Source organism: Rathayibacter sp. SW19 (genome assembly GCF_030866825.1).
In the GTDB taxonomy this organism is placed as follows: Bacteria; Actinomycetota; Actinomycetes; order Actinomycetales; family Microbacteriaceae; genus Rathayibacter_A; species Rathayibacter_A soli.
The window spans coordinates 4,390,339-4,406,710 of the sequence record NZ_CP133020.1 but is presented as its reverse complement, the minus strand read 5'-3'; the positions used below and the strand labels follow the sequence as shown (position 1 = coordinate 4,406,710).

Sequence of the window (16,372 nt, the reverse complement as noted above, 5' to 3'; positions counted from 1 at the left end):
GGTCAGCTACACGTCGAATATCATCACCCGTGGGCTCTCGCTCAAGGGCTACACGATGCCGCGCAATCCGACAATCTGTGGCGAGGTCATACAGCCTCGAACGATACCCTGAATGGGTGAACGAACCGACACCGGCAGCTCCGGAACAAGCGATGCCAGCGGTGTCAACGCATGAGCCGACGACGCACGAGGTGTCGACTCGTGACCAGCCTGCGCACGAGCATCCGACAGCCGAGTGGACGACGCACGGTGTCGGTCCGTGGCGTGGCGGCCGCGACGAATGGCCCGCCGACCCGCGCTTTGACCCGGAACTTCTCGAGCACGGCGACACCCGCAACGTGATCGACCGCTACCGGTATTGGTCGATGGAGGCGATCGTCGCCGACCTCGACACGACACGGCATCCGTTCCACGTCGCCATCGAGAACTGGCAGCATGACATGAACATCGGCTCGATCGTGCGTAGCGCAAACGCGTTCGGCGCGCACACAGTGCACATCGTCGGCCGGCGGCGCTGGAACAAGCGGGGCGCCATGGTGACCGACCGCTACCAGCATGTGGTGCACCACGCAGATGTCGTTGATCTGGTCGCCTGGGCACGTCACGAAAACCTGCCGATCATCGCGATCGACAACGTGCCCGGCAGTGTGATCATCGAGACGTTCGAGTTTCCGAAGGCGTGCGTGCTCGTCTTCGGACAGGAAGGTCCCGGGCTCTCGGTCGGGCTGCTCGAGGCCGCGGATGCCGTTGTCGAAATCAGCCAGTTCGGCTCGACGCGGTCGATCAATGCGTCAGCTGCGGCTGCCGTGGCTATGCATGCCTGGATTCTGCAACACTCGGGGCTCCGCCCAGCTGCTGAGTGATAGCGAAGCGGTCGACTGATGGTGCAGCGGCGGCATCATTCGACCGTTCGACTATCGCTCGACGGCCGCTGGCGTGCTACTCCGTCAGGTTGTCGCTGATCACGTCGAGCGCGAGCGACTTGGCGCGTGCGGCGTCGGCGCCAAGACGATCTGTCAGCGCTGCAACCAGCCCTTCGACCAGGATCGCCTGCGGCAGGCGCGACGCGAGGGTGATCTCGTCGCGGAAGGTTAGATCCGGCATGGTGACGACGAGGCTGATTGTTGCAGCCTCGGCCAGTGGGCTGCGGGCGAACGCCGTCACCGCGATCACCGTTGCACCGGCCGCGGTGGCCGCTTCTGCGACCCGCAGCGTCGAGGTGCTGGAGCCACTGCCGCTGATCGCCAATACGGCGTCTGCTGGTGTCAACAATCGGGCGGTGATCTGCTGGCCGAACACGTCCATCGGGGCCTCGGAGGCACGACCGATGCTGCTGAATCGGGCGGCCGCATCCAGGGCGAGCGAGGCCGACAGCCCGTTTCCGACGACGACAACACGACCGGCGGATGCCAGCGTCTCGACCGCCCGCTCGACCTCGGCTTCGTCCAGCAACGCCAGCATTGACGTAACCCCGGCTGCGACGTGCCGGAACGCGTCACCGACGATACCGGCCGCGCCGGCCGCCGCCGGTGCGGGTGCGACCAGATAGCCGGCATCCCGAGCCAAGAGCACGCGCAATTGCTGATAGCCGGAGAAGCCGAGACTTTGGCAGGTGCGCACGACGGTCGCACGCGACGCGCCCGCCAGCTCAGCTACCTGCCCGGAACTGAGTTCCACGATCTGCGCCGAGTGCTCCAGTAGCGCGGTTGCCACCGCCTGCTCCGTCGGTAGCAGCGAGGGCAAGAGCGAGCGAATGGTGGCAATCACCTCTCCGGGCTTGGTCGGCGTCATTTCTGCGGTCCGGCCGCGCGGGCGATCTGCTCGATGGCTGTCGCATCCAGATTGAACAGTTCTGTGCCGTCGTCCGGTCCGGGCGCCGAGACGAAGGTGACACGCGGTGCGGCGGACGCTGGCCCGCCGGTGACAGGCCCGCCGGTGACAGGCCTGCCGCTGACAGGCCTGCCGCTGACAGGCACGCCGCTGACAGGCCCGCCGCTGGCAGGCAGGTCAATGAGCGCAAAGCCGGCGCCGATCGTCGCGCGCTCCGTTCCGGCGGGAGCGAGCGCATCCGTCGTGTTCGTGATGCCTGGGGCGACCACGACGGGGATGCCGGCTGCCGTCACGACGAGACTGTGATGGTAGTGGCCCGAGAGAATTAGTCGCACACTGCTGCCCTCCGCGCTGCCGTTGGCGCCGGCGCAGGCCTCCAGCAGTGTCTCCGGGTGCTGAAGCTCGAGCGCTGCCAGCAGGGGGGTATTTGCCGGCACGGGTGGGTGATGCAGTACGACGATCGTGCCGTTCTCGGTGGGCTCCGCCAGCTGGGCGCGCAGGCGATCGAGTTGCGAGGCATCCATTTCGCCGTATCCGAAGCCGGGAACCGAACTGTCGAGGTGCACGATCCGGAAGCCGCGAACAGTTTTCGCGCCTTCGCGTTCGCCGAGCACGGTTTCGAAGCCGTCGCGGAGGTCGTGGTTGCCCATCGCATAGACGACTGCCGCCCCGCGCTGCGCCGCCCATGGCTCGATCGCCGCGCGCAGCGCCCGGTACGATGCTTCGCTGCCGTCATCGGAGAGGTCGCCGGATGCCACCACCGCATCGATCGCGTCGAGTTCGCCGGCGCGGTCAAGCACGCGCTGCAGCGCGGCGCGGGTGTCGACCAGGCCATAATGCAGCGAACCGTCACCGGAGAGGTGGGAGTCCGAAATGTGCAGAATGCGAAGCGCTTGCGTGTCTGAGGTCGATGGTTCCGATGTCGTCACGCGCTCACCCTACCGGTCGCCACCGACGTGCCGTGGCGCTGCCGATAGTGCCCGTTTCGGGCGAGAGTTGCTGCACTTGCAGATACTCTTGTCCGAAACGGACACTCCCGATGCAGATTGCCGCCGACACCGCGCGGGTCACAGTTCACCTTCGTCTTCGCGAATGGTCGGTGAGGCTTCTGTGCGAGCACGGCGAACAGAACGCCGCTTGAGGGCGGAGACGATCGGCAACTCCCACCGGCCCGAAATGATCCGATTGCGCACAGTGCCGGAAATCTGGTCGATGAGCATCGTGATCGCCACAACCGCGATCATGAGGATGCCGACCACATCCCAGATGCGGAATTGGATGTTGTCGATCAGCATCTTGCCGATGCCGCCGGCGCCGATCAGCCCGAGAATCGCGGAAGCGCGCACGCTGATCTCGAACCGATATAGCCAGAACGCGAGCACATCCGGCTTCGAATTGGGCCAGACCCCCCAACGCATGACCTGCACCCGGGATGCACCCGCGGCAGTCGCGGCCTCGATGGCACCACGGTCGACGGACTCGAAACTCTCGTACCCCCACTTGCCGAGTGTGCCGATCGATCCGAGCGCGATTGCCAACGCGCCGGTGAAGGCGGTGAGGCCGGTGACGGAGAGCATCAGCACGGCGATGACGACCTCGGGCACGGCACGGAGAACGGCGAAGAGTCCGCGCAACGGCAAGCGCACGACGCCGGGCATCAGCCCACGGGTGGCGAGCAGGCTCAATGGGAAGGAGATGATGATGCCGAGCATGGTTCCGAACCAGGCCATTGCCACCGAGAGCATCGTCGCACCGATCGCCGCCGGCAACTGTGCCCAGGCGGGCGGCAGGAACATCAGCCCCAGATAGTGCACGAGCTTCTGCGGGAAGGTGAGAAGGGCATCCCAGGAGATGTCGACACTCCAGAATGCAGCCAGCACGATGAGGGTGACCAGCACCCAGATTCCCTTACGCAGAAGGTTGTGCGGCTTGTGCGGCCGCGCGGCGATCACGGAGCCCGTCGAAGGGGGCGTGATTTTCGGTGCTGTGGTCGTCATTGCGCTCATCGGATCAACCTCTTGCGTGCGTAGGAGCTCAGGAGTTCCAGCAGCACGACGAGCACAAGGATCTCAAGGATGACGAGGCTGAGGTAGTGGTACTGGTAGAAGGTGCGCACCTTGTCGATGAGCATGCCCAGACCACCCGCGCCGACCAGGCCGATCACTGTCGATGCACGGATGTTGAGTTCGAGCACGTAGATCGTCTGCGAGATGTAGCTGGGCGCGACCTCGGGGAGCATTGCCGCGCGGTTCGCCTTTGTCCACGTCGCGCCGGCCGCGAGGCCGGCCTCCTGCCCGCCGCGGTCGAGGCCGTCGAGCGCTTCGGAGATCAGTTTGACCATGATCCCGAGGTTGAACAGCACCAGGGCCATGATGCCGGAGAGTGCGCCTGTGCCGATAACCGTGACGAACAAGGATGCGTAGAGCAGGTCGGGCACGCTGCGCACGACGTTCATGATGAAGCGGGTGATCCCGAGGAAGACACTGTTCGGATTGGTCGCCCGGGATGCCCAGAACGAAACCGGCAGCGCGATCACGATGCTCACGGCCGTGCCGATGATCGCCATTTGAATGGTCTCGACCAGTGCAGGGACGGTCTGGGGAAAGAACGAGTAGTCGGGTTGTGTGAGTTGAATGAGCGTGTTGCTCGCGTTCTGCGCGTTTCGCACCAGCGCGCCGAAGTCGACCCCGATGGCGACCGCTGCCCAGATCGTGATGCCTGCCAGTACGACGACGGCGACGAGAGTCTTCCACCACGTGCGGGGTTTGATCGGGCGACCCTTGACCGTTGGTCGAGTAGGCCGCCCGCGGCCGTATCGAGACCTGGTGACGGGGTCTCGATACGCTCGTGCCTCGCTAGACGACCACCGGGTGCTCGCGTTTGTCACGGCGACACCACCGGCGCGTCAAGCACGTCCTCGGCGGTCAATGATCGACCGTAGATCGCCTCGAAATCTTTCTCGTCAGCATCCGCACCGGGGCCGTCGTAGACGACCTCGCCGCCGCGCAGCCCGATCAGGCGTTGGCCGTAGCGCCGGGCGAGGTCGAGGAAGTGCAGGTTGACGACGACGGTGATGCCGAGGTCTGCGTTGATGCGCTGCAGGTCGCGCATGACCACGTGCGACGTCGGTGGGTCGAGTGACGCTGTGGGCTCGTCGGCGAGGATCACCTTCGGCCGCTGCGCAAGGGTGCGGGCGATCGCGACCCGCTGCTGCTGACCGCCGGAAAGCTCGGACGCGCTCGTATAGGCCTTCGACACGATCTCGACGCGTTCCAATGCCTGCATCGCGAGTTCCACGTCGGATTTCTTCCATGCGCCCAACAGGGTTCGCCAGGTCGATGTGTGGTGCAGTCGACCCATCAGAACGTTGTTGATGACGGTGGTGCGCTTGGCCAAGTTGAAACTCTGAAAGACCATGCCGACCTCGCTGCGCAGTGTGCGCAGCTCCTTGCCACGCAGGTGCGACAACCGATGGTCGCCAACGGTGATCTCGCCGGAACTGATCGGCACGAGCCCGTTGATGGTACGCACGAGTGTGGATTTGCCCGCGCCGGAGAGCCCGACCACGGCGACCATCTCGCCCGGCTCGATGTTCAGGCTGACCGCCTTCAGGCCGGAGAATCCGTTCGGGTAGGTCACTGCAACCGTGTCGAAGCGGATGCCCGCACCGCTGGTGTTCTCACTGCTCATTTCATGCCCCTTCTGCCATTTCGCTGGTCGAGTAGCGAGGAACGAGCGTATCGAGACCCGTATCGAGACCCGACTCGACCGAAGGACTCTCCTACCGGGTCTCGATACACTCGCTGGCGCTCGTTACTCGACCACCGGGTCTCGATACACTCGCTGGCGCTCGTTACTCGACCACCAGGTCTCGATACACTCGCTGGCGCTCGTTACTCGACCACCGGGTCTCGATACACTCGCTGGCGCTCGATACTCGACCACCGGGTCTCGATACACTCGCTGGCGCTCGTTACTCGACCACCGGATCTGCCTAGCCCAGACCGATGGATGCGGCGGCTGCCTGTGTCTTCTGCAGACTGGCAGGGTTCGCGTCGACCAGACCGGTGATCTGGTAGATCGCAGTGAGTGTTTTGACTCCCTCATCCGTGGAAGCGTAGTCCTTCATCGCGTTGGCGATCTTGGTCTGCCACTTCTTGCTCAGGTTCGCGCTGAGCGAGACGCCGTCGTTCGGAATCTCGTCGGTCAACGCGAAGACGACGACCTTGTTGCCGACGTCCGGCGTGTCAGCCTGCACGACCTCGCGAGCATCCCAATAGCTGGTGCCCACGGAGGCGTCACCGTTGTAGACCGCGAGAACGCTGGCGTCGTTCGCCGTGACCTGGACGACCTTGATGTCGTTGTCGACGTTGATGCCGACCTTCTTCAGCGCGGCCACTGGGAAGATGTAGCCAGCGGGAGAGGCGGCCTGCAGCAACGACACGGTTGCGCCCTTGATCTTTTTGATGCTGTCCAGACCAGCCGGGCCCTGGCCCGACTGGGTGCCGTTGCAGTACAACATGCCGTTTGCGCCCTTGACGGGTGTGTCTGAGCAGTACTTCGCCGGATCGTTTGTGAAGAACTGGGCCGCATAGCTCGACTTGCCGTTGCGCTGTGTCTGCAGGGCAGGAACGGCACCGTACTTGTCGCAGGCCTGACTCATCTGCAGGCTCGGCAGCATGCCGATCTGTGCCTGGTCGCTGCCGATCGCCTCAACCGCCGCCTGGTAGTCCTGCGTGATGACGCCCTTCACCGGGATGCCGAGCCGCTGCGTCAGTGCGTCCTCGAGGGGCTTGACCGACTCGACGAGCTTGCTCGCGTCGCCGGAGGGCACGAGCGCCAGCGTCAGCTGAGTCGGCGCGGCCGCCTTGTCGTTCGACTTGCCCGTGCACGGACCGGCCGCCGCGCCATTCGAGGAGGTGGGTGCTGAGATGTTCTGCTGCTTCACGCCGCACCCGCTGAGCGCGAGTGTGGTGACCAGCGCGAGGCCGATGGCCGTCGCGATGGCAAACTTTTTGCGTATCATTGCGTTCCTGTTCTGTGATGGTTGTGCGGTGTGGGTCATGGTTCAGAAAGTGCGGATTCTGACGGCCTGGATTCTGACCGTGCGGGTCCGTCGAGAGCAAGCGGATGCGCGGCGACAAAGGCGTGCGGATTAGCCGCCCAAGCGCGAACATCCGGATACAGCTCCTCGAACGTGCGAGCAACAGCGTGCGCCGGGCCGGCGTGATGGGAAAAACGGTCGATGAGCGCCGTCGCGCATCCAGCGCGAAGTGGCGCGGCGATGTCGTTGCCCCAGATATCGCCGATCGCCAAAACCGTCGCCGGTGAGCGATCGCCAATCAGCTCTGGCAGGAGGGTCGCCCAACCGGCGGGCTTGTCGGCATCCGTCACAACCCGGTCGATTGCGTCGGCCAGGCCGAGCGCGGTGAGCGTCTCGCGGATGCCGTCATCCGGCGCGTTCGTGAGCAATACCCGCTCGACGCGGCTGCCGAGCTCGTGCAACAGATCGTGCAGCCCGGTCGGCGTCGAGACCGGCAGTCTGCCGTCGGCGAGCGCGCGGCGGCTGGTCAGGTACGCGCGTTGCAATTCGTCCGCGGTCGCGCGATCGGAGGCCAACGCGGCGACCGCCGAATATCCGTCGATGTACGCCGGGGAACCAGGTTCGCCGTCTAAGAAGGCGCCGAGTCGTGCGCGAATTCCCGCATCGAGTTCAGCGGATGCGTCGCCATCGCGGTCCGCAATGCTCGCGTCATCGAGCAGGCCGGCGATGACGGCCTCAGCGTAGGCCCAGACCGGCGCATCTCCGATACAGACGGTCCCGTCGAAGTCGAGGACGAGAACGGGTCGGGCAGCATTGGCGACGGTCACACGTGCAGCCTAACTCGAAATGGTCGAAATGTTCACAAAAATCGTTTGCGTGAAACGATCGTTCACGAACCGTTAACATTCCAGGCGCGGCGAGCCCGCTGGCATCCGATTCAGTAGCCGAGAAAGGCATCCGTCTTAATGCGCCGCGCCGGCATGCCCTGCCGCCGCAGATCGCGGCGCACCGTGTGCACCAGCCCGCTCGGACCGGAGACATAGACCGTGCTAGCCCGCAAGTTCGGCACAGCGTCGGCGAGCAATTCGGCCGTGATCCGCCCGATCGGCCCGGTCCAATCGTCGTCCGGCTGGGTGACCACGAGCACGGCGCGCAGGCCGATCGCCCGCGCGGCCCGTTCGATGAGGTCGCGGTAAACGAAGTCCTCGGGGCGACTGACCCCGTAGACGAGAGTGATGTCCCGCCGGTGCGGGCGCTCGAGCAGGTGTCCAAGCATCGAGCGGAACGGCGTGATGCCGATGCCGGCCGCGATGAGCACGAGCGGCAACCTCGGGTCGTCGGGCAGTCGCAGGTCGCCGCCGACGTAGGTGCCGGTCAGTACGGTACCGTGTGGGGCCGCGATCAGCGCGCGCTTGAAACTGCTCACTGCGTCGCCGCTGGTAAAGCCGAAACGGATGTCGGACTCGGCGGGCGAGGACGCGATCGAAAACACGCGTCGCGCCCCATGGGCATCCGGTCGAGCGTGCGCCAGCTCCAGCTCGAGGAATTGGCCGGGCTGGAACGACACCGGATGCCGCGGGGTTGCGACCACCTCGAACGTTCCGGGCGCGATCTCGTCGACCGAGTCCAGCGTCAGCCGGATGCGTCGCCGCTGGGCGACGGCGAACGCCAGAATGTTGCCGATCAGGAGAGCGACCTCCGGGGTCAGAATCGGCAGTTGGGCGGAGGCGAGTAGGCCCACCAGTGCGGCGTAGACCACGCGCCAGCGCAGCGTGCTCGGTGAGGTGAGCGGTTCGGTCAGCATGAACGCGACGAGGAACAGGATCGGCCAGGATGTCGCGCCGGTCGCCAGCGCCGATGCGACGTCGACATTCCGCACGAGAGCGACCACGATGAGGGTCGCGACAGACGCGATGATGGCCGTGCCCGCCATCAACTGCTGTCGCACCCGCCACACGGTGAGGCCGCCGCAGATGATCGTCATGGGCAGCAGCACGGGCGAGGCCACCCACCAGGTCGCGTAGCCGAGGCCGACGAGCCCCGTGATGGCGACCGCGACAGCCGCCGGGTTGAAGATATGCCGACCGCGGAATGCAAGCAGATACTTCGATGCGGAGGCCGCGAGCGCCACGACCATTGTTGCCACGACGCCGCTTGGTGTGGTCGGTGCCGGGAAGATTAAGAACAGCAGCAGGGTGGTGATCAGCCAGGATCCCGGGTTCTGCGTGGTGCGAAACATCAGAGCGAACAGTGCGCCTGATCCCCAGCAGACAACGCCAATCAGCGCAAACGACGCGACGAGGTGCAGCAGGTCATACGGCACCTCTCCGAACAGGCTCAGCACGCCGGCGGTCACGGCTATCGCGGCCAGAGCGTAGATCACGAAGCGATACATCGAGACGTCGTCGATGTTGCTCTCGATCAGGCGTTTCATGCGGCATCCCCATCGAAGATCGTGAGCGCGGCCGAGTCGGTCCGCTCGATCGTCCCGTCGCCGTGAACGACGATGTAATCGAACGGTCCCAGGTGTGCCAGGCGTCCCGGCGGCACGAAGAACAATGCCGTCGCGAGGCCGTCTGCGTGCATCGCCGAGTCCGCGATCGCCCAGGCGGCGATCACCTCCGTGGTTGGGCGACTGGTGCGCGGGTTGAGGATATGGTGCCAGTCGCCCCAGGCCCGCCGGTTCGTCGCCGACCCGCAGATCGCACTGTGACCGAGGTCGCCGGATCCGCCAGCGTCGGCGGAGCCGCCGGAGCCGCCCGGGCCGCCTGGGTCGGCGTGCGCGGGGTCGCCGCCACTGATGCGCGCGGTGCCAATCAACCGGTCCGGCCAGATCGGATGCTCCAACCCGATCAGGTGGGTGGCGGTGCCGACGGCGATGTCGCCGCCGCCGTCGACGATGTATGCGTCGATGCCTGCCGCACGGATCAGGTCGGCGACCCGATCCACCGCATATCCTTTGCCCGCCGCGCCGACGTCGAACAGCAGGGGGCGGTCAAGCGCGATGCCGCGTGCGCGGAGCTGAGAACGGTGATCCCAGGCCGGTGTCGTCGCAATCTCCGGCCGTGGCCGCAACCCGACCGCTGCGTCGTAGCCGGCATCGCTCAGCGTCTGCCCGATCAACGGTGTCACCGCTCCGTCTGTCGCGTCGTACAGTCGGGCGTACCAGCGCAGCAGCCCGAGATGGTGCGGCGCAAGGGTGCGCGATCCGCCGTCTCGCGCCAGGCTCGACACCATCGAGTCGGCGCGAAACCGGGACCACACAGCATCCACCCGCTCCAGTTCGGCCGCGATCGAGGTGCGAAGTGCGTGGGGGAGCCCGCCGGCGGCATCCACGTACCACCGGGTTCCCAGCGCCTCGAACTCGAGCGCCGTCGCGGACTCAGCTATGGGCATCGGACTTGATGGTCGTGATGGCCTCGTTGAACCCCATCGAGGTCAAGGAGGAACCGGACACCCGCGATACGGAGACGTCGTCAAGCTTCTTGCCGATCACGAGGGAGTCGATGCCGGAGGCAAACTGGGACTGGAACTGCGCCGCGGTGCCCTGGGCGGTCGAGGTATCGAGTGAAAGTTTGGTCACCGTGTCGTTCGAGATCGTCACGGTGACACCGATCTCTTCGGTGCCGCCCGGTGACACGTATGAGCCGGTTGCACTGTACGTGCCGTTCTTGTAGGTCGTCGCCGAGGCCGCGGTTGCCGACTTCGCGGTGGTCGGCGTGCCGGACGCCGTGGGCGAGCCGGATGCGGTCGGCGAGTTCGACGCGGCGGCGGATGTCGGCTCGCTCGTCGATGCGGACGCTGCGGCCGTGGCGCCGACCGTTGTCGCAAGCGCGGTGTTCTGTGTGAGCACGACGGCCGCAGTGGCGGCGCCACCGATCAGGAGCACGGTCGCCGCTCCGATCGTCTTCTTGGTCGTGATGCCCGCCACGGTGCCCTCCGTTCGCCGTCGGTCGTCCTCATGGAAGCAGCTGGCGGCCGGTGTCTCTCCATTCAAGGTCCTGCGGACGCGAGAACAGCTTGGACCAAGACGATTATCGGCGGATCCCTTATTACCTCATAGCCAAAGCAACTCAGCCGATCAGACTCGTGAGGGGAGCAGAGGTGAGGGGAGCATATGCCCAGGCTCACGCTATGGGCGCCAGTGGCGTCTTACCCTACCGCTTCAGATCGTACCTGGCGTATTGTGTAAGACATGAAGGCGATTGTAACGTTGAGCAGTAAGGGGCAATTGACATTGCCGGCTGCAATCCGTCACGCCCTTGGGCTTTCGCAGGGAGACCGACTCGAGGTAACCGTCGATGCTGGCGAAGGCTCGGTGAAAATCTCGCCGCTGGCCACAATCGAAGAGTTGAGCGCGCACATCACCGGCTACGCGGCACAACGTGAGCCCGTGACCGACGTTGATGCGTACTACCAAGCCCACCGAAATACACCGAAGTGACCGCCGGCTCACTCGACGCCAACGTGGTGCTCAGGCTCTTACTCAACGATGTGCCGAAGCAGCATGCCCAGGCCGTCGCGCTGATCAACAGCGGAGGATCGTTTGCCATCTCCGACACGGCACTGATTGAGACCAACTTCGTGCTGGGCCGCGCGTACGGGCTCACTCGTGCCCAACAACGCGAAGCGATCGTGGGCATCCTCCTCCAACCCTCGATTCGCGGGAATCTCGAGTGCTTCGCGAACGCGTTTGAACTGTACGTGGAACATCCGGCCCTCTCCTTCGAGGACTGCTACCTGGTGGTCGCCGCGGATGCCGGTGGCAACTCCCCGCTCTGGACGTTCGACAAGAAACTCGCCAACCAAAGCACTGCGCGCTTGCTGAAGGCGTGAGCGCTCTCGCGACGGCGCGGGGCGCGCGCGGGCGCTCAGCCGATCAGGCTGGGTTGGAGGTCGCGCAGCGTTCGGAAGTGCGTCATCCGCACCACCCCGATCGCAGCGAGCACCAAGGCGACGGCTCCCCAGGCAGCCAGCACGCCGGCATCCGACCAGGCCAGGCCGAGGTTGCCGCCATACATCAGCTGGCGCAGACCGTCGACGGCGAAGCCCATCGGCAGCGCGTGATGGAGCGCGACGAGCGGGCCCGGCAGCGTCTGCCACGGGAAGGTGCCGCCTGCTGTCACCAACTGCAGGACCATCAGCACGAGGCCGAGGAACTGGCCGACACTGCCGAGCCACACGTTCAGCGCGAGGATGATCGCCGTGAACGTAGCGGATGCCAGCACCATCAACCCGAACGCGCCGAGCGGGTTGCTCACGTTGAACCCGAGCGTGACCGCGACGACGATGAAGACGGTCACCATCTGCACCACGCCGAGGATGCTCGGGGTGAGCCAGCCGGCCAGTGTCACCTTCAGTGGCGAGTGGAGCGCGGTGATTGCGCGTCGGGACACCGGCTTGACAATCAGGAACAGCGCATAGATGCCGATCCACGCGGCGAGGGCAACGAAGAACGGCGCGAGCCCCGCACCGTAGGTGCCCGCGCTGGTCACTTTTGAATTGTCCAGGTGCACCGGGTTCGCGATCGTCTGAGCCTGCTTCGCCTGCAGCGCATGCGAACTGTTCGGGATCTGCGCGATGCCGTTTTGCAGCCCATCGTGCAGGGTGGTCAAGCCGCTGGTCAGCGTTCCGAGTCCGCTATCCAGAGCGGATGCGCCGCTCGCTGCCTGCCCGGAACCCGCGGCCAGCTGTGCCGCGCCGCTCGCAGCTCGCTGGATGCCCTGCGTCAGGGCCGGCGTTGCGGCGGCAAGTTGCCCGGCGCCCGCGGCCACCTGATTCGCGCCGTTGGAGAGTTGGTCTACTTTGCCGACGGCGGCTTGCACCTGAGAATTGCCCTCGACGACGGCCGCGCCGAGCGGGTCGAGATACTGGGTGACGATCGCTTCCGCCTGAGAACTGGCCTGATCAGGAGCCAGACCCTGTGCTGTCAGTGCGGCGGTGATGCGGTTCACGAGATCGGCGCGTGCCTGCGGAACGCGGGTCGCGGCATCCTGCGAGACGGCGCCTGCCTGGTTGGCGACCTGCGCAAGTTGCGCATCGCCGGCGGCGACCTGCTGCGCACCGCTGGCAAGCCCGGCCGTCTGCGTTGGCAGGTCGGCGGTCTTCTGGCTCAGAGTGCCGAGGCCGTCGCTCAGTGCGGCGGAGCCGCTGGCGAGCTGTGCCGTTCCGCTGGCGAGTGCGCTCGCGCCGGATTGCGCGGCCGCTGCGCCATCCGCCAGTTGCTGCGCGCCGGCTGCGGCGGTGACGAGATCGCCGCGAATCGTGGACAGGCCGAGCAGGAATTGGCTGGCCGCCTGCTCGTTCACTTGCTGCACGATGGAGGTGCGGATTTTCTCCGCTGCCTGCGTTCCGATGGTCGACGCAAGGTAGCTGTTCGCATCGTTGGTCGTCAGCGTCACGGTCGCCTGGTGCGGCGAGGAGGTGCTGGCAGAGGCCAGTGCCTCAGAGAAGTCGGTCGGGAAGGTGATGACGAAGTCGTACTTCGAGTCGTTGACACCGTGCGTTGCTTCCGTCGACGAGACGATGCTCCAGGCGAATGAGCCGTCTTTCACGAGCTGGTTGGCAACAGTCGTGCCGTAATTCGTCGCAGCGCTGTTGACGATGGCGCCCGTGTCATCGACCACGATTGCCGCAGGGATCTGATCGAGCTTCGCGTACGGATCCTGATTTGCCCAGAGGTACAGGCCCGCGTAGATCAGGGGCACCACGGTCAGGGCGAGCAGCGCGAGAACGGCCATCCGTGTCGAGGTCAGGCGGCGCAATTCCGCCGCGATCATCTGAGGGATCTTCATGCGTCGCTCTCGTCCATTTCGGTCCCGGCGACTGCCGAAGGGTCCGACTCCGGCAGGTCATCGCTGTCGTGCATTTCGGTCCCTGAGCTTGCCGAACGGTCTGACTCCAGCAGGTCATCGGCCTCGTCCAAATCGGTGTCGTCGCGGCTCGGGTCTTCGTCGAACATCGCCAGCGGGCCGGATACCGCGGCGGCGGGTGTTGCGACGGCGGATTCCGCGGTGCCGGATGCCGCGGTGCCGGCCTCCTGCATCCGCTCGACGAGCGCGCCGGCGGCGATCGCCGACGCCGACGCGTCGCCCGCGATCACCAGCACGGCCAAGCCGCGTGCTGCGAGTTCGCGAGCGATCTCCCACCACTGAAGCGGATCCCCGCCGTGCCGGTCCGGTGAGACGATGACGAGCCCGTCGACGCCGGAGCGCAGCAGAGCCAGTTCGCACAACAGCCGAACCCGCTCGGTCGGGCGCATCGTGCCGATGGGCTGCCGCGCGTGGTCTGCGAGACCGAGCTGGCGAAGCATCCGCATGACGGCGAGCGGATGTGAGCGTCGCCCGGCGAACATCAGCTCTTCCGCGGTGACGCCGGCGACCGTGACATTGCTCGCCGGTTCGCACACCTCGGGGGCGTCGATCAGGGCGACGCGTGTGCGCATCCGTGAGTAGTCGGCTGAGCCGTCGATCGCGACGGTGCCGCTGTCTGGGCGCATCCGCCCCGATGCGATCAGGCCGAGAACGGTTGGCCGCTGCTCTGTTTCGGCGCGGGCGAGAGTGGCGTTTCCGGTCGCGAACGTCACGGTCGTGGCGGGCAGCACGATGTCGCGCTGGCCCTTCGTGACGGCGGCCAGTTCGATCCTCACGCGTCTGCTCCTTCGCGGAAAGTCAGCTGCGGCGTCGCAGCGATAAGAGCGTCGGCCTCGCGCCAGCCGAGCCCCGCTATGCTCAAACCGGCACGCATGACGAGCGAGTGGGCTCTGCGCGCGGACATCCGCGTTCTGGTCGCCTCGTCGAGCACGGACAAGGCGGCGCCCTCGATCAGGCGGGCAAGCGTCGCAGGCTCGATGTCTTCACGCAGTTGCCCTGCAGCGACCCCGCGTTCGACGGATGCGCGCAGCCGCCGCCGTGCCGGCCCGAGCGCGCGCGCCACCTGCTCGCGGTGCGGGCCGCGCACCGCGAGCTCAGCCATGACGCGAACGTTCTCGACCTCGCTCCAGAGTGTCGCACCGAACAGCGCGATCTCGACGCGGGCATCCGGATGGCTGATCGGATCAAGCGATGCGCCCACGCGCTCAGCGCCGCGGGTGAGCACCTCGGTGACGAGGTCGTCGCGAGTCGCGAAGTGGCCGTAGATCGAGCGGCGGCTGAGGCCGGCCTCGTCCGCGACGGCCGAGATCGGTGCGTCGATGTCGCGATTCAGAACGGATGCCGCCGCCACCAGAATGGCGGCCCGGTTCTCCGTTGCGTCGCGTCGCGTGGCGCGCGTCGGTGGGGTGGGTGAGGGTGTCGTGGGTCGTGCGGGTGTGGTGGGTCGTGGGTGCGGGGCGGGTTGCCGCGGCGGGTTGAGCATCCGTTCATCGTAGTATCTTGCACATGTTTGTGCAAGATAACGCCAAATTAGCCAACGACTCCGCCTTCCCCCGCCGAGTGCGCTCAAGTGGTCGTTTCGATGCCCAACGAGTAGCTCAGAACGACCACATGGACGCACTCGGCGTCTATAGCACGGGGAACGGGACTTGGGGCGAAACGTCAGAGCGAGCGGCGAGCGATCGCGACGAGGTCGCCTGCGGCACCATAGCCGGGGCCGGAGTCATTCCAGACCGCGCGCATGGTGCGGCCAAGCGCGATGCCTTCTGTCGAGACGGCGACCAGTTCTCCGGTCTTCAGCAGAGGCGCGACGGCGAGTTCGCTGATCACGGCAGGCGCAACGCCTGCGGCGACCGCAGCGCGTACGGCCGCGTTGCTGCCCAGCTCGAGCGCGGGGGCGACGAGTTCATGGTCGCCCAACGCCTCGTCGAGCGTGGTGCGGGTGCCCGAACCACGCTCGCGCACGACCAATTGAGTGTGAGCGAGTTCTTCGGCCGTCACCGGTCGACGGCGTTTCGCCCACGGATGAGTCGGGTCGACGATCACAACGAGCCTGTCGTGTGCCACTGGCGTGCTGCGCGCGTCGCCGGCGCGCACGGGTGACTCGACGAAACCGACGTCGCACGCGGCGTCCTTCACGAGTTGGAAAACCTCCGTCGAATTGTGCACGCGCAACTTGATATCCAACTCCGGATGCGTGCGCCGCAACTCGGCGAGCCACGCCGGCATGAGGCACTCGGCGACGGTCATGCTTGCCGCAACGGTGAGGTGCGTGTGGTGCTCGGCTCGCAGAGCATCCGTTGCGATGCGCAATTCGTTCGCGCTGTCCAGAACGGTGCGAGCCCAGTCGGCGACGACAGCGGCATCCGCGGTCAGCGTCGAGCCACGCGGGTGGCGATCCAGCAGGCGGATGCCGAGCGTCACTTCGAGTCGCGCGATCGCCCGGGTCGCATTCGGCTGCGCCATGCCGACACTGCGGGCCGCCGCACCGAGGCTGCCGTGCTCGGACACCGCGATGAGCAATTCGAGCACGGCAAGGTCCGGCCAACGATCAGGCATATCACAATGATATGTGGCGTTGCGTGATTGGCGGCTACCGGGCCGGATGCCGCAGTGAAAGTGTGGA

17 protein-coding genes are annotated in these 16,372 nt (G+C 66.0%); 3 read left to right on the top strand and 14 right to left on the bottom strand.

Going from position 1 to position 16,372, the window contains the following annotated elements:
• Positions 1-116 precede the first annotated feature (116 nt).
• Positions 117-863 (top strand): TrmH family RNA methyltransferase, encoded by a 747-nt coding sequence (locus tag QU604_RS20455; protein ID WP_457852543.1) that lies wholly within the window; start codon positions 117-119, stop codon positions 861-863.
• A gap of 76 nt (positions 864-939) precedes the next feature.
• Here the strand turns inward: QU604_RS20455 and QU604_RS20450 are convergent, their stop codons facing one another.
• The 10 genes from QU604_RS20450 to QU604_RS20405 all read right to left on the bottom strand — a co-directional run bounded on the left by QU604_RS20450 (position 940) and on the right by QU604_RS20405 (position 10,805).
• Positions 940-1,791 (bottom strand): MurR/RpiR family transcriptional regulator, encoded by an 852-nt coding sequence (locus tag QU604_RS20450; RefSeq protein ID WP_308466441.1) that lies wholly within the window; start codon positions 1,789-1,791, stop codon positions 940-942.
• Positions 1,788-2,759, bottom strand: coding sequence for a metallophosphoesterase (locus QU604_RS20445; RefSeq protein ID WP_308466440.1), 972 nt, complete (start codon positions 2,757-2,759; stop codon positions 1,788-1,790). Before QU604_RS20445 ends, QU604_RS20450 begins: the two co-directional genes overlap by 4 nt.
• A gap of 138 nt (positions 2,760-2,897) precedes the next feature.
• Positions 2,898-3,827 (bottom strand): phosphonate ABC transporter, permease protein PhnE, encoded by a 930-nt coding sequence (phnE, locus tag QU604_RS20440; protein WP_308466439.1) that lies wholly within the window; start codon positions 3,825-3,827, stop codon positions 2,898-2,900.
• A 5-nt stretch (positions 3,828-3,832) separates the two neighbouring features.
• Complete coding sequence (phnE, locus tag QU604_RS20435) at positions 3,833-4,717, bottom strand: phosphonate ABC transporter, permease protein PhnE (RefSeq protein WP_308466438.1); 885 nt, start codon at positions 4,715-4,717, stop codon at positions 3,833-3,835.
• Complete coding sequence (gene phnC / locus QU604_RS20430) at positions 4,714-5,520, bottom strand: phosphonate ABC transporter ATP-binding protein (RefSeq protein ID WP_308466437.1); 807 nt, start codon at positions 5,518-5,520, stop codon at positions 4,714-4,716. Before phnC ends, phnE (QU604_RS20435) begins: the two co-directional genes overlap by 4 nt.
• Positions 5,521-5,824: 304 nt before the next feature.
• Complete coding sequence (phnD, locus tag QU604_RS20425) at positions 5,825-6,856, bottom strand: phosphate/phosphite/phosphonate ABC transporter substrate-binding protein (protein ID WP_308466436.1); 1,032 nt, start codon at positions 6,854-6,856, stop codon at positions 5,825-5,827.
• Positions 6,857-6,891: 35 nt separating this feature from the next.
• On the bottom strand, positions 6,892-7,701 hold the full coding sequence (locus QU604_RS20420; RefSeq protein WP_308466435.1) for an HAD family hydrolase: 810 nt from the start codon (positions 7,699-7,701) through the stop codon (positions 6,892-6,894).
• 110 nt (positions 7,702-7,811) lie between these two features.
• Positions 7,812-9,308 (bottom strand): ferredoxin--NADP reductase, encoded by a 1,497-nt coding sequence (locus QU604_RS20415; protein WP_308466433.1) that lies wholly within the window; start codon positions 9,306-9,308, stop codon positions 7,812-7,814.
• The gene (locus QU604_RS20410) at positions 9,305-10,270 is read right to left on the bottom strand and encodes an FAD:protein FMN transferase (RefSeq protein ID WP_308466432.1); all 966 of its coding nucleotides are present in this window, start codon (positions 10,268-10,270) and stop codon (positions 9,305-9,307) included. The genes QU604_RS20415 and QU604_RS20410 overlap by 4 nt, the downstream gene beginning before the upstream one ends.
• Complete coding sequence (locus tag QU604_RS20405) at positions 10,257-10,805, bottom strand: hypothetical protein (protein ID WP_308466431.1); 549 nt, start codon at positions 10,803-10,805, stop codon at positions 10,257-10,259. Before QU604_RS20405 ends, QU604_RS20410 begins: the two co-directional genes overlap by 14 nt.
• A 264-nt stretch (positions 10,806-11,069) precedes the next feature.
• Between QU604_RS20405 and QU604_RS20400 the strand changes: the two genes are divergently transcribed.
• Positions 11,070-11,318 carry an AbrB/MazE/SpoVT family DNA-binding domain-containing protein gene (locus tag QU604_RS20400; RefSeq protein WP_308466430.1) on the top strand — a complete coding sequence of 83 codons (249 nt, stop codon included), beginning with the start codon at positions 11,070-11,072 and terminating at the stop codon, positions 11,316-11,318.
• On the top strand, positions 11,315-11,710 hold the full coding sequence (locus QU604_RS20395) for a type II toxin-antitoxin system VapC family toxin (protein ID WP_308466429.1): 396 nt from the start codon (positions 11,315-11,317) through the stop codon (positions 11,708-11,710). Before QU604_RS20400 ends, QU604_RS20395 begins: the two co-directional genes overlap by 4 nt.
• Before the next feature lie 35 nt (positions 11,711-11,745).
• Here QU604_RS20395 and QU604_RS20390 read toward each other — a convergent pair whose 3' ends face one another.
• From QU604_RS20390 to QU604_RS20375, 4 genes are all read right to left on the bottom strand, one after another.
• Positions 11,746-13,668, bottom strand: a complete 1,923-nt coding sequence (locus QU604_RS20390) for a YhgE/Pip family protein (RefSeq protein ID WP_308466428.1) — start codon at positions 13,666-13,668, stop codon at positions 11,746-11,748.
• Complete coding sequence (locus tag QU604_RS20385) at positions 13,665-14,522, bottom strand: P-loop NTPase family protein (RefSeq protein ID WP_308466427.1); 858 nt, start codon at positions 14,520-14,522, stop codon at positions 13,665-13,667. Before QU604_RS20385 ends, QU604_RS20390 begins: the two co-directional genes overlap by 4 nt.
• Positions 14,519-15,229, bottom strand: coding sequence for a TetR/AcrR family transcriptional regulator (locus tag QU604_RS20380; RefSeq protein ID WP_308466426.1), 711 nt, complete (start codon positions 15,227-15,229; stop codon positions 14,519-14,521). The genes QU604_RS20385 and QU604_RS20380 overlap by 4 nt, the downstream gene beginning before the upstream one ends.
• 179 nt (positions 15,230-15,408) lie before the next feature.
• Positions 15,409-16,305 carry a LysR family transcriptional regulator gene (locus QU604_RS20375; RefSeq protein WP_308466425.1) on the bottom strand — a complete coding sequence of 299 codons (897 nt, stop codon included), beginning with the start codon at positions 16,303-16,305 and terminating at the stop codon, positions 15,409-15,411.
• Positions 16,306-16,372: the final 67 nt, after the last annotated feature.

What these genes read in the sequence shown, in the direction of transcription:
- QU604_RS20450 (WP_308466441.1), bottom strand. Translation starts at nt 1,791, where the DNA reads ATGACGCCGACCAAGCCCGGAGAGGTGATTGCCACCATTCGCTCGCTC.
- QU604_RS20400 (WP_308466430.1), top strand. Translation starts at nt 11,070, where the DNA reads ATGAAGGCGATTGTAACGTTGAGCAGTAAGGGGCAATTGACATTGCCG.
- QU604_RS20375 (WP_308466425.1), bottom strand. Translation starts at nt 16,305, where the DNA reads ATGCCTGATCGTTGGCCGGACCTTGCCGTGCTCGAATTGCTCATCGCG.
- QU604_RS20410 (WP_308466432.1), bottom strand. Translation starts at nt 10,270, where the DNA reads ATGCCCATAGCTGAGTCCGCGACGGCGCTCGAGTTCGAGGCGCTGGGA.
- QU604_RS20380 (WP_308466426.1), bottom strand. Translation starts at nt 15,229, where the DNA reads ATGCTCAACCCGCCGCGGCAACCCGCCCCGCACCCACGACCCACCACA.
- QU604_RS20390 (WP_308466428.1), bottom strand. Translation starts at nt 13,668, where the DNA reads ATGAAGATCCCTCAGATGATCGCGGCGGAATTGCGCCGCCTGACCTCG.
- QU604_RS20415 (WP_308466433.1), bottom strand. Translation starts at nt 9,308, where the DNA reads ATGAAACGCCTGATCGAGAGCAACATCGACGACGTCTCGATGTATCGC.
- phnC (WP_308466437.1), bottom strand. Translation starts at nt 5,520, where the DNA reads ATGAGCAGTGAGAACACCAGCGGTGCGGGCATCCGCTTCGACACGGTT.
- phnE (WP_308466439.1), bottom strand. Translation starts at nt 3,827, where the DNA reads ATGACGACCACAGCACCGAAAATCACGCCCCCTTCGACGGGCTCCGTG.
- phnD (WP_308466436.1), bottom strand. Translation starts at nt 6,856, where the DNA reads ATGATACGCAAAAAGTTTGCCATCGCGACGGCCATCGGCCTCGCGCTG.